The organism is Glaciecola petra (genome assembly GCF_031846345.1).
GTDB classification, from domain to species: Bacteria; Pseudomonadota; Gammaproteobacteria; order Enterobacterales; family Alteromonadaceae; genus Glaciecola; species Glaciecola petra.
Map to the genome: position 1 here is coordinate 293,520 of NZ_JAVRHX010000002.1, position 16,416 is coordinate 309,935.

A 16,416-nucleotide genomic window follows, 5' to 3' on the forward strand; every position below is an offset into this window, starting at 1 on the left:
GAAGTACGCAAAAGACCCTTAGGCAGACCATTTATACTCATCTATCCTAGGCCGCATTGCGGCAATTTATTGTGGCTTTGCAAGTCATTTTGCTTTCTGAATTCGGACGGCATCGCGCCGGTGATTGATTTAAACACGCGATTGAATGTAACCAGAGACGAAAATCCACTCTCCAATGCAACAACCAATATACTCCAATGTTGCGCATCTTGATCTAGCAGTATATTGCTTGCGTGTTTAACCCTAAACTGATTTACAAAGAGATTAAAATTAGAAGCTTTATAATGAATGCGGATTGCTCTACTGATTTTATATTCAGGTGTTTTTAATGCTTGTGCGAAATCGGCGATTTTGAGGTTAGGTGTTAAGTATATTTGTTGGTTATTGATTAATGCATTGATTCCACTAACAACTTTCATATCTACACACTCGTTCTTACTCGCACTCAGGTCAATAGTATGTTCCTGATCAGCGTTAAGTTGGTTTTGGGTATCAGTGCAAAAAGAAGCAAGACTTCTATCTTTGTTTTGCAAATAAATAACTAGCTGGACAGCAGCGACAATTAATAAGGCTGAAAAAGTCATTAACCAAGGAAAATATTGATCAATTTCAGTTGGTGTGAATAAAAATTTTGGCAAAATACTTGAATTGAAAACAGCCAAGCAAAAAGCGCTGGCAAATATAATGGACTGCAGACGCTCAGATTTATTTTTTTGGCTATAATTTCGAACGGCTTCCCAAAATGAAAGGGCTAAAATGCTTGAAGAAAGAAGCGTTGTTATTTCATTCATACCTTCTTTAATACGCAGCATACTGTCACTTGCAAGCAAATGTTGGATATCAATGGCAATCAATAAATGCCACGTTTGATTGAATACAATAAGCCCTGCTATGGCAGCGGCAAGCGCAACATGTCGTCTACTAATTGGATTGCTTTCTCTAAATAAGGTTCTTGCTATTAGCCAAACCACATTACAGGTTGCACATGTCGCAAAGCCAATAAAATATTGATATATACCTATGCTAGAAGCGCTTAATTTTTGCATGCCTACCATACACAAAGATGCGCAAAAAATAGCAAACAAGTAATTGATGAGGCTTTTGTCTTTTTTAAGAGCATGTTTAAACATGATGCCCATGCAAAAAAAGACTAAAAGATAGAAGGGGAAAAGGTCTGACATACTCTTCTTTATCCTTTGATTTGCAATTTTTACCCAGATTTTTAGTCTACGGAGAAAAAGTGAGCATAGCAAAAAGACTTTGTTAATGAATGTTTCTCAATTACATTATTTAGTTATTCAAATTCCGATTTTGACAAGTATTTTTTTGATATTGCTTTAGTCTTTGGACCGAGACGAACACTATAGGAAATAAGCATGTCGATTGCACAAACCACATCAAAATCACGTAGACTCTTCAATTTGAGCCTTAAATCTTGGTTCATTTGCTTGGTTTTAGCCCAAATTACTTTTGCTATATATCTAAGCTTCGGTTATGGCTTAACAAGCGTTACGTCGGGCTTGTCAGAATGGAATCGATTTAACCAGACAGCCTACGTGCCAGACGATAGTCTAGGAAACGCTATTTATGCTATTCATGTTTTATTAGCCATCATAATGATGTTAGGAGGAAGCCTTCAGTTTGTGCCTACTATTCGCAAACGCTTTAGCACCTTCCATCGCTATAATGGTCGTTTATTTGTTACGCTTGCATGCACTATTTCATTGGCGGGTATTTACTTAATTATAGTTAGAGGTACGGTAGGGAATACGCTTCTGCATTCTTTAACTGCCTTTAGCGGAGTTGTAATACTGGTAAGTAGCTTTTTTGCTATACGAGCGGCTAAAAACCGCAATTTCACCCTTCATCAAATATGGGCAACTCGTTTATTTTTAGCAGCAAATGGTGTTCTCTTCTTTAGGCTTATGATATTTGCTTGGATGGTTTCGTTTGGTGCTTTAGGCATAAATACCGAAGACTTTACTGGTCCCACAGTTGTGTCGGTAAGTGTATTGTCTTATCTTGCACCACTATTAATAGCTGAATTAGTGCGATATACAAAAAACAGCAATTCAGCTTTACTGTATATCGTTGGAGCTTGCTTGATGTTTGCAATCGCACTTGTATTTATCGGGGGTTTATTTGCTATCACTATAGCAAATTGGTACCCCCTTGTTATGTCATAGGCAGAGCGTTAGCGCCCTTTTTGTTGGGCACCAAATTACCTTATGCTTAACTACGAAATGCTAATACTTTGGCTGATGATGATTCAGAATGTTCATCATGAACATACTGTGTTGTATTGCCAATTGGGTCATTGATATTTAGGCAAAGATTGAGTTGATGTCTCATTTTTTCGAATGATTCATGCATCATTTTGCTAATTTCTATGCAGGCTCCCATAGGTGAATCTTTATGCACTTGGCGCTTGGCATCTACCTGAAACTGAATACCTCTAAGGCGTTTTTCGTTCTCAGGACCGGCACTTTGAATAAGTTTCTCTATCTCTGCTTCTCTAATTCTTTCAAACTCTTCTGGGTTTGTTTTAGCTAGTGAGCTTAAGTAGTTAAAATCAAGATTTGTAGACATGTACTTTTCCTTAGTCTTGTTCTTTTCCGTCTTTCAACAGGTAAAGCAAAAATAAGGCCAATCATAAAAAATCAATTAAATCATATATTTAAAGAAAGTTATTTTGTCTTAGATTAAAAGTTGTAAATTTTAGTGACACTTCAATATTACTCAAAACCTAATAGTCTGTTTCACTTCTAGTCAGCCCTTTTGTTGCAGATACAAATAAAGGGCTGTTGAAAACAATAGTACTCAATATGGAATTTGTTAATCTATTAAGCGAACGGTTTTTACATGTTCTACATTAGCGATTTCTTGTATAACATCGCCATTTTCCATTTGCTCTACATCTAGAATATTATAGGCGAGATCACCACGGCTCTTGTTCACCATGTCAATGACATTAACATTATTGTCGGCGAGCACTGAAAGTACGTTTCCTAGCACTTTAGGCACATTATTATTCGAAAAAATAATACGCTGGCCGTCACACCTTGCCATGCTGACCGCAGGGAAGTTAACCGAGTTTTTGATGTTACCGTTCTCTAAGTAATCAATGATTTGTTCTGCCGCCATTATCGCACAATTTTCTTCTGCTTCTGCAGTTGATGCGCCTATATGGGGCATGGCAATTACATCGCTTCTGCCATAAAAAACAGGCTCAGGAAAGTCACAAATATAGCCTTTTAGTTTAGTATTATCTAAAGCTGCTACAATAGCCTCAGGATCGACAATGCTCTCTCTAGCAAAGTTAACTAAGGTCATTCCTGATTTCGCTTGTGCAAGCGCTTCTTTATTAATCAAGTGATGAGTTGCTTCAATCGCGGGCACATGCAAACTGACATAATCACAACGCGCTAATAAAGCATGTAAGTTTTCAGCTTTTTGCACATTGCTAGATAGGCGCCATGCGGCTTCTATTGACAAAGCGGGGTCGTAACCTACCACTTTCATTCCAAGAGCCAAAGCCATGTCGGCGACCAATGAACCAATCGCCCCCAAGCCAACAATGCCTAAAGTTTTGCCCATGAGCTCATTTCCAGCAAACTGTTTTTTTTGTGCCTCAAGGGTTTTGTGTAATTCTGAGGCATCGGTCACATTATGCAATGTTTTAACATGGTCAATACCTGTTTTTATGCCACGCGAGCCTAGTAATAAACCTGCCAATACTAATTCTTTCACCGCATTTGCGTTAGCGCCAGGCGTATTAAATACCACAATACCTTTTTCACTATATTGCGCTACTGGTACATTATTGACTCCAGCCCCAGCGCGCGCAACGGCTAAAACAGTTGTATCTAAGGTTTCATTATGTAGTTTGTGGCTGCGAAGTAAAATAGCATCTGGATTGCCTATTTCAGAACCCACCTCATATTTAGCGCGGGTAAAACGTTCTAAGCCTTTTACTGATATTTGATTAAAAGTTTTAATTTTATACATGTTGTTGTTTGTGCCTATCAATTTTTATTTTTTAACTTGTTCGTAGCCCCAATTGAGCCACTCACAGAGAGTTTGTAGGTTTTGTTTTTCAATTGTTGCGCCACACCATATGCGCAAACCAGCAGGTGCGTCTCGGTATGCGCCAATGTCATAAGCAACCTTATGTTGCTCCAATAGTGTGGTTAAAGCTTTAACTTGTTCGGGCGATAAGTCGAGGCGTAAACATACACTAGTGTTGGAGCGAGTAAATTTATCTTGGGCCAGGAAATCAATCCAATCATGACTGTCCACAAATTCTTCTATAACCCTTAAATTTTCGTTACAAATGTTAATGGTGGCATCCACACCGCCAACACTTTCTACCCAACTTAAGGCATCAAGGTAATCAACTACACAGAGCATAGAAGGTGTATTAATGGTTGCGCCTAAAAATAGGCCCTCGATAAGTTTACCGGCTTTTGTCATGCGAAATATTTTTGGCAAGGGCCATGGCGGCGTATATGATTCGAGCCTTTCTACCGCTCGCGGACTCAGTATTAGCATACCGTGCCCACCTTCGCCACCAAGTACTTTTTGCCAACTGTAACTCACTACATCTAGTTTTTCCCAAGGTAAAGACTGAGCAAAAACTGCTGATGTTGCATCGCAAAACGTTAAGCCTGTGCGGTTCTCACTAATCCAGTCAGCATTGGGCACACGCACGCCAGAAGTTGTGCCATTCCAAGTGAATACAACATCATGAGTTGCATCTACTTGTGTTAAATCGGGTAAAAAACCATAGTCGGCAGAAAGGGTGCGAGAGTCTTTAAGTTGTAGTTGTTTGTTTATGTCGGTAGCCCAACCTTGTCCAAACGATTCCCAATACAATACATCAACAGGACGTTCACCTAACATAGACCACATTGCCATTTCTATTGCACCTGTATCTGAAGCTGGCACAACAGCAACCCTGTAGCCTTTTGGTAGGCCCAATATCCTAGCTGTGTCAGTACAAGCAAGCTTTAAGGCATCTTTACCCACTTTCGCTCGATGTGAGCGGCCGAGTACAGATAAATCAAGCTTACTAAGGTCATAGCCAGGTCTTTTAGAGCAGGGGCCGGAGGAAAAATTAGGGTTTGCAGGTTTTTTTGTAGGGCACACGTTTTCGTTCATCAATGTCTCTGTTATTGCGATTAGTAATTTTTTAAGGTGACATAACATACAAGCCTTTTTAGCGCTTGGCTAGACTGTTGTGACATAGATTATTCATTTGTTGTATTCAAGTGTTAGCGCCACAGTCATCTTCACGGTAATTGGAGTTATTGTATATTCAGTGTTTGGTAAGAGTTATCTGTTGGCAAAGGAGAGTGGCAAGTTAAAAAAACACCATGTTGATATCGTAAGTATTTTTACTATCGAATGGACATCGATTTTAAAGTAATTCTATAAAAAATAGTGTCAGTAATTTTTACACATTGATACGCCAAAAATTTAAAATCAAATAAATAATTGATAAATCATTAACTTAAATAAATATAATTCAAGGCATATATTTTGCTTTTCGAAATTTGAGCTCTGAAGAATGTTGTATTTTTAATTAAAGATTCTAAAGAAACAGATTGAGCAAGCATGATTCGTAGTCTATAAATGCTCATTGATTGCTATCATATAATTAATATAAAAGAGGACTTTATGAAACGCTATTTATTTCTCCTATTATTTTTAACTGGGTTTTCCAGTTTATCTCAGGCATCTTTGCTTTTTAACTTTGATGATGATGGACTCCAAAATCCTATTCCAACAAATTACAAAGGCCTTATCTTTAGCAATATTTTTGAATTTACCGCAAGCCAGTCGAATTTTGGAACTCCTTTGGCAAGCAATCCAGTAGGCAATATTGTGGGTTACAACGGATATGAAAATGATTCTAGTATAGGTATTGCTAGCGGAACATTTACTTTTAATGGAGGTTTGTTTGCGCGAGGATATCTCGATGATGTCGGTGCTACACTGTCCTTAACTGGCATGCTAGGCAATCAGACTTTGTATTCTTTCAATCAGGTCATTGATTCTACAAGTGTATATGACCTTACGCTAAACTGGACTGGAATTGACAAGTTGACAATATCCGGTAGTAGAAATTATGTCACTTTTGACAACTTGTTATTTAACGCACCAGTCACTCCAAATTTAGCATCTGCACCTTCCGTTTTGTCAATTTTATTGGTTGGGCTAGTGTTTTTGCGATTCAGAAAATCAAACTGATCCATTGATACTGACAAGAACAGACACGCAAGTATAAAAAATGGCAGACACACTTACTTAAATTGAAATGTTGTCTGCCAATACTACTTTCGTTTAAGTACTTGTTATCGTTTGCCCCACTATTATTAAAAACGACGATTCCCCGGTCACTGGTGGAGCAAATGACTTTTTGATAAATCAAGACTCTATGATAGGCAGTTTCTTAATCATTTTTTTAAACCTTGCTGGGTAATACTGCAATGCTCTGCCTGTTAGTGTATAACTACATCATCAATTATCTTGTAAGAGTCACATTATGAGCTTAGATATTTGGCTAATTTATATCGCCACTGTCTTTTTGTTTATGATCACGCCAGGGCCAAGCCATTTACTAATGCTTTCTAATAGCATGACCCACGGATATAAGCGCTCTTTAGCTACTGCCGCGGGTGATTTAAGTGCTAATGCTTTGCAAATGCTCGCTGCTGGCTTAGGCCTCGCCGCTATACTAGTGGCTTCACAGGATGCAATGACGATTATTAAATGGCTGGGAGTTAGCTATTTAGTGTGGATGGGCGTTAAAATGTGGCGACAAGCTGATACTGTCAAATCTGGGCAAAAGGCAGCGGGTTCAGCATCTTTAAAAGTGCTTTGGGCGCAAGGGTTTATTACCTCGGCGGCAAACCCTAAAGCGGTTGTGTTTTTTGCGGCACTCTTTCCTCAGTTCATAGATCCTAATCATGCATTTTGGCCTCAATTTTTAATCCTTTCTATCTGCTACATTATTATTGATGCATTGTTTTTGAATTTTTATGGCGCAAGCGCAAGCTGGCTAAGCCGCAGGCTAAAAGGCCATGCAAAAGTTCTTATCCATAAAATTGGCGCAGTGTTTTTAGTAGGAGCTGCCATTATTTTGAGTATGAAGACTTTACGAGATAGTGCGTGAATGTCATAGAAATGCAAAAGGATAGTGCTGTTAACACCAACACAATGTAAGGTAATTATAAATCCTCAACCAAAAAGCCCAAGTTAACATTGCGGACTTGGGCTTTTTATTATCTTTTAATTAGTGCTCTACGAACTTATAGTGCCATTTACAATAGGTTGGAATGCCGTCAACGAATCCATTAAGGTTGAACTTCCTAAACCATGCCCTGGGATGACGCTTTGCATCAAGCCCTGTTCGCCATGCAATGCTAAGTAATTCAGCACAACCGTTTCAACTAGCAGGTTGACATTGTTTGCCGCCGGAGTAGCGGCCGTTTCGACCGAGCCATCACGGCGCATATATCCGATTTGGCGGTGTCTTTCTTGTTCGTCTGCGTCGGCACCTATTAACTGTGGAGTGCCGCCTGGATTGTAGACCAAAAAGAATGAACCAGCGGTTGATGAGTTATCACCCGTCCATTGGCCTTTACCGCGTCCGTTCTCAGAATCGTCTATCATTCCATTAGAAAATACTGATCCATCACTCATCACGTACATCATAACGGGAACCCCCAAACGTGCTGCATATTCAAGAACCGCACCCATACAACGTCCCGCGCGTAAATCTCTGATTTCGCCCGTAGCTCTATTGCCAGTATGATAATCATAACCACCCATGGTGATTGTGCCAGCGCCAGCAAAACCATTCATAACTAGTTTCATTACCGATGCCGTTTTTCTAAATTCACGATCCGCGGCAAATTCTTCTGTGGTAAAAATACCCCCCTCACCTACAATTTCTGGATCCAATTCAGGATCAAGCGTGGTCGGGTCACCGAATCGGTCGGCAATATCAGCGCTTTTCACATAACCACAACGTACAAGGTCTTTAACTACTTCATCATTACTAATGTTGGTATCAACCTGGCCAAGTTTCATATCACTAATACGTTGAATCGATTCCATGACCGACACTGAGTCTTCTTGGCTGAGTAAGCCAATCAAATCACCTGTATCAACAAGACCTGTAACGTCTGATGGTCTGTCTACTTTTGTGGGGCGTTTAGCTGGATCAATTAAACGTTGAGGTGCCATTGAATTGCCACCTGAGTCGGTATTTTGTGAACCAATTAAGGTTAATAATGAGCCATCTGAACCTGCCCTGTTTATGCCGTACATTGGGTTATGTGGGTTGTTACCAGTGTCATTTTCTGAGCGAGCAGGGATCACAGCACCATTAACGTTAGCTCGATTACCTACTGCAAGTTTATCTTGAATGCCCCGCAAAAAAGGACTGTCAGCATGAAACCTTAAACCCAATTCTTCGTTAATAAAGTCAGATAACTCACCGTTTGGATTTGCAATTGATGGCAACATATCGGCGGGCAAGCCCTGTCTGTTGTACCCTTGCGCACTTAAAAAGTCCATTTGTCCATCGCGACCGCCAATTAATACATTAGAGCCAGCAATGTTTACACCACCTGCAAGGTCAAACACTATAAATGGGATTTTTCCAGCGCCTTGAGTGGCAATCCCGCAACCCGCTTTTAGGGCTTCTAAATCGGGTGATAATTCCGCCATTGCTTTGCGAGGATTTGCGAACATACTCAACACCGAAGAACCCAATACTGCGCCCGCACCAGCGTAAAAGCCTTGTGCGATAAAGTCGCGACGACTAGTGGGTTTGTCATGCTGATCATGAAACAAGGGCGCGTCTGCATCGTGCCCATTTTTTAATGCGTGTCTCTCAGCTAAATTTGCCGTTTGGGCTGAAGCCGACTTTTTACTAAAACTAAATATTTTCTTGCTCATTTTCAGCTCCTACTATTGCAATACTACAACTGCGCTACCTAAAATGGCGGCACAACTCGCTTTTGCGATGGTTTCTGTGGTGTCGGCAGAACAACTATTGTTGTTGCTACAAACGGCAAGTTTATCAATTAAATTACTAATTTCTTGGCCTACATCGACTGCGTTAGGTTGACTAGGGTCATTGTTAGTTAGCATACTTTCAGTCAAGGGGTCTATAAGTTGCTGTTTGAATTGGTCATCGATGCCGCTATTCACGTCGTAGGCAAAGTCTACGTTCGGAAAATACTCATTACGTAAACTAGTATCCTCAACCAAGGTGTCGCAATAGCGAATCGCCAACTGCGTGACCGCCATTTGATTGGACGTTAAATAGCTATCCATGTTGGTCACTGATGGCAGTTGTTGACGTAAAGTATTAAATGTTCCTAATACCTCATCACGATTGCTCGCAATACCAGTGAGTGTTGCCATACTGGCATTAATTTCGGCAAAATCACGTACACCAATTTCGGCTTGTGCTTCTATATCTATCGGCTCTGCCACAGTGGGAGGAGGCGACGCAGTACGAATAGAAGTTGCACTGGCAATTTCATCAAAAGTGAGGAAGAACTGGTCTAAGTCTGGGCCTTTTTGGACAGGAATAATGGTACCTTGACGCGATACCTGATAACCCAGGGTTTGTGCTGTTTGACTGCCATCTACAACCGTGTCTAGAGTGGCAAACACTTGTCCGGTTCTTTCTTCACGACCATTCACACCAATGCGCATTCCTTGTATGTCGATGCCATCCATATCAGCATTAGGATCCAGACTCACTACAAATGGTGTTGAAAATAAATAGGTATACGAATCAAACTGACTGACTTCAAAGCCAACATAAGCTTGCTCAACATTGACTAACTCGCTAATACCAAATAGTAAGTAATACTTTTCGCCAACACCGGCGTCAAAGTTGCCCGCTATCTGCTCGGGTGTAAGCACGCGGTTATGGATAGTCACCATGCGCAATATGCCATCAAAGTTAAAGCGTCCACTTACTTCGCTGCCTAGCACAAAGGCGAAACTGTCGTCCCATTCGCTCAACAACGCACCTTCTACAGAGTCTTCATAACCGGTGTCTTGACCATTGACAAAGATCCGGCGTCCGCCGGCACCATCATAATTAACCACTACATGTTGCAATGCGGCTTGCAGAACTTCGTCTGCATTCGCCGTGCTCAATGAAGGTTCACCGTTGGCATCGGTATTGTCATGTCTGACTAAAAAATCATAGTTGTAGAGCGTTTGCCCTAACATAAAGTTACGGGTATCGTCGCCGCCTGAGTAAGAAATTATTCTTGCTGGACCTTCTTGGGTTACGTTACCTGGCTGTACCCATGCTTCTATTGAAAACTCGCCAGTTCCAGAAATTAAATCGTATAATTTTTTACTGGTTGCGGTTGTGCCTTGGGCTTTACCATCATCAAAAAAGCGAACACCATTGCCACCTACCCATTGGTATCCACCTGAAATAGTTAAATCAATGGCAGGCGATAGACCACTAGTGTCAAACGCAATATTGCCGGCACCCGCTTTAAATTCCCATTTTGCTATCGCATTACTTTCAAAACGCCCACCGCTACTTGCCAAAATACCGTCTACAAGACTAGTCGCTTTTGAAGCAACCAAGTTAGCGTCTAATGCGGTTACTTCTATTTCGTCAGCCATTTGTTCAATACTGTTTTGCACTGTTAGACCATCAGCGGCGCAGTCTTCAGTCCAGCAGTTATGAAACTCATCTCTTAGGCGAGCAACCAATCGGCTTTCGCTGGGTGCATCTAAATTTATTTTTGAAATAGACGCTAAATAAGCTTCAGTAATATCGTTAGAACCAATATAAGGTGAAATAGGTACCGAAGCCGAAGACTGGTGACATTCACTACAATATAGTTCTAAAGCAGGATGCACATACTCAGCAAATAACGCTGGATCAGCAGGGAAGTTTTTGTTTTCACCTACATCTACTTCAGGTGGTGCTTCCAGTACTATTTCATTAGCACTTTCGTCGGTTGTTAACCAAGCACCAATCCATGTTTCCATTATATCGGTGCAGGCTTGCACGCTCGATAACCAACAGTTATGACCGCCAGCGACCTTGGTAATCAGCTCTGAATCTTTAGGACTCGATTTATTCACCAGAGTATTGGTGATTCTATATGCTTCGTTAATATCATCAAAACGTGCAAACGAAGGCGATTGTTGGTCTTGAATATGACAAGCACCACAATTGTCAGACGTCGCTAAGTTGTCCCACACATTAAGTTTGAAATTTTGCACATCTTCAGTTGCAGGAGGCGGGCCAGTATAGTTTACAGGTGCCTCAGTCTCAGGTGGCGGAATAGGTGTTTCTTCGACTGCTACGGGTGCATCGCTGCCACCACAAGCAGCTAAAATACTAATTGCAAACGCTAAAATAACAAGTCTTAAAAACATTGACGATAGCGGAGAATACTGGGTGTGTGAATAGTTAGATAAAGTCATCATTATTCTCCTTTGCAATATGCAGCGCTGCGAGCGAATACATCTTTCACTCGATAATTATTGCTAACAAAATGTGACGTCATCTCATCGATTGCGCTTCTGTCGGCGGCGTCTTGTGGTTGTCTCAAACAGACATTTTCAAATACTTTGGTTACCTGACATTGAGCAAAAACTTGACTATTAGCCAACTCTTCCCCCATTGATTTTGCGCCATTCCCAAATCCACTTAGTTGCTCAGACCATCCAAGTGTTTGGTTAATCCCCTCTCGCCAATAATTGTCCCAACGGTCATCCTCTATAATAAAACCAAACTCAAAGTTGTTGGCGTTAATTTGATGTTTGCGTGTGACTCGGCTGCCTGTGTCTGGATCAATTTGACCAACATTGTTGTAAGTCAATCGGCCATTTTGGCCGTCTGGGTCACCTTCAACATTATATTCGTATTCATAATAAGCAAAGGCTTGTGCTAATGGGTCCATGCCTGAATGGCAGCCAGAGCACGAATTGAAAAATATTCTACTATCACCGCCTGGGCTGCGACTTAAATCTTGTCTAATGCGGTCTGGGGGAAGACTGGTATCTTTTAATGGTTCTAAATCGCGGCACATATGATTAATTAAAGTGAATCTGAACATAGCGCGATTAGTACCATCTTTAAAAAATGACTTAGCCGCTGCGCGTGTGGTCATAACGCCAGCGGTCGCATCTGCCGGTAACCCTGTTGTGGCCGATTGCGTTGTTGCTTGCAATACCAAAGACAAATCAGCACCGATTGCTTCGAGTGACTCATAATGGTTGTTGTTACTCACAGAATAACTAGGCACATTTACACTGTTATTAGCGATGTATAATATATCGCCTGAGAGTAGTTCTCTAAAGTCAATATCATCACGAATCATTCCTATGACTGTCGCCGTATAATCATTCAAAGGAGCAAACACATCAGCTTCCTCGTTAGTCCAAGGCGTTATCCAATTTTTTAGCGTAACGTTATAAAAATAAGGTGATTCAAGAGCAATTTGTGCGGCGCCTAAATCGTCGCCAGCGTCAATAAGCGATGCCATTTCTTGTAGGGTTTGTTCACTTGGTGGAATCCCTGCGATCCTGTCATGCATTCTTTTTGCTTGGCTGACACTGTCAGCATAAAGATTGCCGGCGAACAATAAGCAAATTACCACAGCGTAACCCTTCAATATTGGCAATTTGGCTTTTCTTAAATCTTTTAACTGTAAGCTGAATATGTTTTGCAAACTTTTCATATGCTTCTCCCGTTTGCCATGTTTATACCCTTTATTAGACAGACCTTGGTTATATTTGAATTCTTAAAGTTGTTAAACCTCATAACCTTTGCCGAATTATCTCGTCTGGTTTTGAGCGTTTCCGAAGTGACTAGTAAAATTGGAAATGTTCAACTATCACGCCGCTTACATTAAGAAATCAGCTTAGCTATTGAGGTTATCTGTCAATAACAGAAATGCTTCACTACTAAATTGCAGATAAACCATGACTTATCAATAAATATGCCTATGTTTGTAACCAATTGAATTTAATAGTAAAATTGTATTAGTGTTGCAAATGATGTACATGTTTCGTGTTGATTTGTGTCTGTGTTTTTAGACACCAAGATGTCATTGTTCTTGACTAAAAAAGCACTAAAGCACCTAAAATATTCATTAAAAACAGTATGATAATAAAGTTATTGGAGTGGCAAATTTGGTTTATCACGGTAGTACAGTGCAGAATCCCCAAATTATTTTATAGAACAAATTAACAGAAAAATTAAGTTTTATATTCCAATAAGTAATTAAAAGCCCCGAAAGTGATTCTTTCAGTATGATTTCTCATGCCTATTTATAAACACCAGAATTGCTCTAATGATAAAGCACCGTATGCTGAAGGCATGCTTTTAGCAACAGTCAAGTAATAAGCTGCAAATAAAGCTCGTCGGTGTTTAGAGACACTATTTTGTGCAGACTGGCTCGCGTAATCTTTTGGTATGGAAAAATTTGGTTCGGTATTTGCTAGCGTTGTCACAGCAAGTTTACTGATTCTAAAAATGACACATTGGTGAACTAGCAAGATGAATTCAGCGCCAAGGTTTTTACATCAAAATAAGATTAATAAATATACGCGATAAGCCGATTTATATGACTGTCAAACGAGGAATATTATGTTTTTGACTGATCAATTTAGCACTGCATACCGGTTGACTGTTTGTCATTCGCTCTATACCTATGGTGTCAAGCGTCTGTCACTTGTCATTATCGCGCTAAGTTTGCTGGCGTCTTGTGGCGGCGGAATAGTTCCCACTGAAACACAAGAACCTGACCCTGTTGTTGTTGATGTGCCAATCGCTTACATCAAACGAGACTTGAACATAGAGGGCAGTGGCGAAGTGCGACAGTTATTTGCGCCTGAACAGTTTTTGCCTGGAGCGGTCTTGGTAATAAAGCCGCGCGCAAACGCGTCTGCCGAAGAAGTTGATATTTCAAGCACTGCTTTTGCCGAAATAGTCGACGATGAAGGCAATCCCTTGCCCTACGATATCAAAGATTTAGACAGCGACTACTCAGGTACAAAGTTAATTTTTGCTATGCGCGCACCAGAACAAGATGGAATGGACGAAGAGCCTACATGGAATATATGGGAATATGACACCGTTACCGAAATTTTACGCCGAGTGATTGAATCGGATCTGGTTGCCGAGAGGGGACAAGATACTGGCCCAACTTATTTAGCCGATGGCCGAATTGTATTTAGTTCAACTCGTCAACGTGGCAATCAAGCGCGTTTACTCGATGAGGGTAAACCGCAATATTCTGGCCTTGAAGAGAGTCGCAATAACGCCGCATCTGTTTTGCACTTAATGGATGAAGATGGCAGCAATATCCGTCAAATTTCGTTTAACCAAAGCCACGACTTTGACCCTGTTGTGCTGCCTAGTGGAAAAATATTGTTTAGTCGTTGGGATCAAGTGAATGGCAGCAAAGGCATTAATTTATATAAAATGAATGCCGACGGCAGCGATTTAGAAATACTGTATGGCCGACACAGTCATGATTCAGTTGATGGTATCGGTGATTTTCAATATGCGGCAACCAGTATTACTCCTGACAGTCGAATTTTAGCTGCGATTAATGGATTTACGGTCGACCGATTTAGCACTGATTACGTTGCGATAGATACCGACAATTTTATAGATAATGAAACACCAGTTGCTAGTATGGCAAGCTTAACGGGGCCGGCTCAAGAGCGAGCTCTTTTTGATAATATAGATTTGGTAGGTGATATAAGCCCAGGTGGCTACATTGCTGCTTTATACCCATTATGGGATGGTAGTGGGCGTATTCTATTTAGTTGGGATCAATGCCGTTTATTGGCGCCCTTACCAGAAAATGCGGCACCAGAAACCGAGCGAACTATTGCACCTTGTAACGACGAAAACATTGCGGATCCTGGGTTCACGCGGGCACCTTCTTTGTATGGACTATGGATGTTTAGCCCTGCAACTGATGCAACAGAATCTACCCAATTACCACTAAACGTTGCTAGCGAAGAAACCGTCATTACAGAAATTGTTGCGCTAGAATCAAGACCTTTCCCTGCTAATCCAAGCACAACAGTAGACAGTCAAGAAACAACATTAATTGAAGATAAGTATGGCGTATTGCATATTCGCAGCGTGTACGATATCGATGGACAAGATAGCAGTCCTAGTGGTCTTGTTAATATGGCAAATCCTCTAGCAGTTAGCCCAAGCCAGCGTCCTGCTCGATTTTTGCGGATAGTAAAAAGCGTGTCGATTCCAGACGACGATACCCTAGATTTTTCCAATCGTATTTTTGGCCGCAGTCAAGGACAACTATTTCGTGAAATTTTAGGATACACACCAATACAACCCGACGGTTCAGTCAAAGTTGCTATACCATCGGGAGTGCCTTTTGCAGTCAGTATTGTCGACGCCAACGGAAAACGCATCTCTGCGCGACATAATAATTGGCTGCAATTAGTGCCTGGGGAACAGAAAACTTGCATAGGTTGTCATGCCAGCAATAGTACTGCACCGCATGGCAGAACTGACGCACAACCAGTATCAATAAATACAGGCGCGCTAAGTACAGGTGTTCCGTTTCCAAATACTAACCCTGATTTATTTGCTGACGCAGGTGAGACAATGGCTGAAACTTACGCCCGCGTGGTTGGCCTGCCTAGACTTACCGCCGATATCATATTTGAAGATGTTTGGGCCGATCCAGATATACAAGCTCCCGCCGAATCGTTCACCTATGCCTATGCAGATATTGGTTTAAGCTCAGACGAGCTGCCAGTGACTGACGCATGTTTACGAGAGTGGACTTCTATCTGCCGCGCGGTGATTAATTATCCTGATCACATTGAGCCTATTATTCAGCGTTCACGTGTGCAAGAAGCTATCGCCGATGAAGAACCCATCGATAATACCTGCGTTGTTTGTCATAGCCCAATGGATGCCAATGGTGAGATTAGAGTGCCTGAAGGGCAGCTTGATTTGCGCCCCGACCAAGATGTAAATCGCATAGATTATTCCACCAGCTACGTAGAGTTAATGTTTAACGACAACGAACAAGAAGTAATTGAAGGCTCGTTGATTGACCGCAGAGTTTTAGTGTTTGATGGCAACGGCGACCCAGTATTTGAAGTAGATGAAGAAGGTGAACTTATTTTGGATGGAGAAGACAATCCCATCCAAGTTACTCGTTTAGTCGGTATCTCATCCAGCATGCGGACCAATGGCGCAAGAAATAGTAATCGTTTTTTCAGCGTCTTTGAACAAGGTGGTACCCATGCAGGTATTTTGTCTCCGGCAGAAATGCGGCTTATTGCCGAATGGTTGGATATTGGTGGCCAGTACTACAACAACCCATTTGATGCACCCCAGGATTAATT

General features: G+C 41.2%; 11 protein-coding genes. 4 read left to right on the forward strand and 7 right to left on the reverse strand.

Annotated elements, in window-relative coordinates:
- Window positions 1–41: 41 nt before the first annotated feature.
- Window positions 42–1,181: a helix-turn-helix domain-containing protein gene (locus RM552_RS09165; protein WP_311368527.1), complete on the reverse strand. Its 1,140-nt coding sequence runs from the start codon at window positions 1,179–1,181 to the stop codon at window positions 42–44.
- A gap of 195 nt (window positions 1,182–1,376) precedes the next feature.
- On the opposite strand from RM552_RS09165, the gene RM552_RS09170 reads away from it, so the two are divergent.
- Window positions 1,377–2,186, forward strand: a complete 810-nt coding sequence (locus RM552_RS09170) for a DUF2306 domain-containing protein (protein WP_311368528.1) — start codon at window positions 1,377–1,379, stop codon at window positions 2,184–2,186.
- A gap of 46 nt (window positions 2,187–2,232) precedes the next feature.
- Here the strand turns inward: RM552_RS09170 and RM552_RS09175 are convergent, their stop codons facing one another.
- The 3 genes from RM552_RS09175 to RM552_RS09185 all read right to left on the reverse strand — a co-directional run bounded on the left by RM552_RS09175 (window position 2,233) and on the right by RM552_RS09185 (window position 5,148).
- The gene (locus tag RM552_RS09175) at window positions 2,233–2,589 is read right to left on the reverse strand and encodes a DUF3135 domain-containing protein (RefSeq protein WP_311368529.1); all 357 of its coding nucleotides are present in this window, start codon (window positions 2,587–2,589) and stop codon (window positions 2,233–2,235) included.
- A 246-nt stretch (window positions 2,590–2,835) separates the two neighbouring features.
- Window positions 2,836–4,008: a 3-phosphoglycerate dehydrogenase family protein gene (locus tag RM552_RS09180; protein ID WP_311368530.1), complete on the reverse strand. Its 1,173-nt coding sequence runs from the start codon at window positions 4,006–4,008 to the stop codon at window positions 2,836–2,838.
- Between the two features lie 24 nt (window positions 4,009–4,032).
- Window positions 4,033–5,148, reverse strand: coding sequence for a phosphoserine transaminase (locus RM552_RS09185; RefSeq protein ID WP_311368837.1), 1,116 nt, complete (start codon window positions 5,146–5,148; stop codon window positions 4,033–4,035).
- 531 nt (window positions 5,149–5,679) lie between these two features.
- On the opposite strand from RM552_RS09185, the gene RM552_RS09190 reads away from it, so the two are divergent.
- A complete protein-coding gene (locus RM552_RS09190) occupies window positions 5,680–6,252 on the forward strand; it encodes a hypothetical protein (protein ID WP_311368531.1) in 573 nt (190 codons plus the stop codon).
- A gap of 295 nt (window positions 6,253–6,547) precedes the next feature.
- Complete coding sequence (locus RM552_RS09195; protein WP_311368532.1) at window positions 6,548–7,177, forward strand: LysE family translocator; 630 nt, start codon at window positions 6,548–6,550, stop codon at window positions 7,175–7,177.
- A gap of 128 nt (window positions 7,178–7,305) precedes the next feature.
- Here the strand turns inward: RM552_RS09195 and RM552_RS09200 are convergent, their stop codons facing one another.
- From RM552_RS09200 to RM552_RS09210, 3 genes are read right to left on the reverse strand one after another with little or no spacing between them, the layout of a single operon-like run.
- On the reverse strand, window positions 7,306–8,970 hold the full coding sequence (locus RM552_RS09200; RefSeq protein WP_311368533.1) for a hypothetical protein: 1,665 nt from the start codon (window positions 8,968–8,970) through the stop codon (window positions 7,306–7,308).
- A 12-nt stretch (window positions 8,971–8,982) separates the two neighbouring features.
- Window positions 8,983–11,493, reverse strand: a complete 2,511-nt coding sequence (locus RM552_RS09205) for a LamG domain-containing protein (RefSeq protein ID WP_311368534.1) — start codon at window positions 11,491–11,493, stop codon at window positions 8,983–8,985.
- On the reverse strand, window positions 11,493–12,749 hold the full coding sequence (locus RM552_RS09210; RefSeq protein WP_311368535.1) for a hypothetical protein: 1,257 nt from the start codon (window positions 12,747–12,749) through the stop codon (window positions 11,493–11,495). Before RM552_RS09210 ends, RM552_RS09205 begins: the two co-directional genes overlap by 1 nt.
- 911 nt (window positions 12,750–13,660) lie before the next feature.
- Here RM552_RS09210 and RM552_RS09215 point away from each other — a divergent pair.
- A complete protein-coding gene (locus RM552_RS09215; RefSeq protein WP_432277204.1) occupies window positions 13,661–16,414 on the forward strand; it encodes an HzsA-related protein in 2,754 nt (917 codons plus the stop codon).
- The last annotated feature ends 2 nt before the right edge of the window (window positions 16,415–16,416 follow it).

What these genes read in the sequence shown, in the direction of transcription:
- RM552_RS09190 (WP_311368531.1), top strand. Translation starts at nt 5,680, where the DNA reads ATGAAACGCTATTTATTTCTCCTATTATTTTTAACTGGGTTTTCCAGT.
- RM552_RS09180 (WP_311368530.1), bottom strand. Translation starts at nt 4,008, where the DNA reads ATGTATAAAATTAAAACTTTTAATCAAATATCAGTAAAAGGCTTAGAA.
- RM552_RS09165 (WP_311368527.1), bottom strand. Translation starts at nt 1,181, where the DNA reads ATGTCAGACCTTTTCCCCTTCTATCTTTTAGTCTTTTTTTGCATGGGC.
- RM552_RS09215 (WP_432277204.1), top strand. Translation starts at nt 13,661, where the DNA reads ATGTTTTTGACTGATCAATTTAGCACTGCATACCGGTTGACTGTTTGT.
- RM552_RS09205 (WP_311368534.1), bottom strand. Translation starts at nt 11,493, where the DNA reads ATGATGACTTTATCTAACTATTCACACACCCAGTATTCTCCGCTATCG.
- RM552_RS09210 (WP_311368535.1), bottom strand. Translation starts at nt 12,749, where the DNA reads ATGAAAAGTTTGCAAAACATATTCAGCTTACAGTTAAAAGATTTAAGA.
- RM552_RS09175 (WP_311368529.1), bottom strand. Translation starts at nt 2,589, where the DNA reads ATGTCTACAAATCTTGATTTTAACTACTTAAGCTCACTAGCTAAAACA.
- RM552_RS09195 (WP_311368532.1), top strand. Translation starts at nt 6,548, where the DNA reads ATGAGCTTAGATATTTGGCTAATTTATATCGCCACTGTCTTTTTGTTT.
- RM552_RS09200 (WP_311368533.1), bottom strand. Translation starts at nt 8,970, where the DNA reads ATGAGCAAGAAAATATTTAGTTTTAGTAAAAAGTCGGCTTCAGCCCAA.
- RM552_RS09170 (WP_311368528.1), top strand. Translation starts at nt 1,377, where the DNA reads ATGTCGATTGCACAAACCACATCAAAATCACGTAGACTCTTCAATTTG.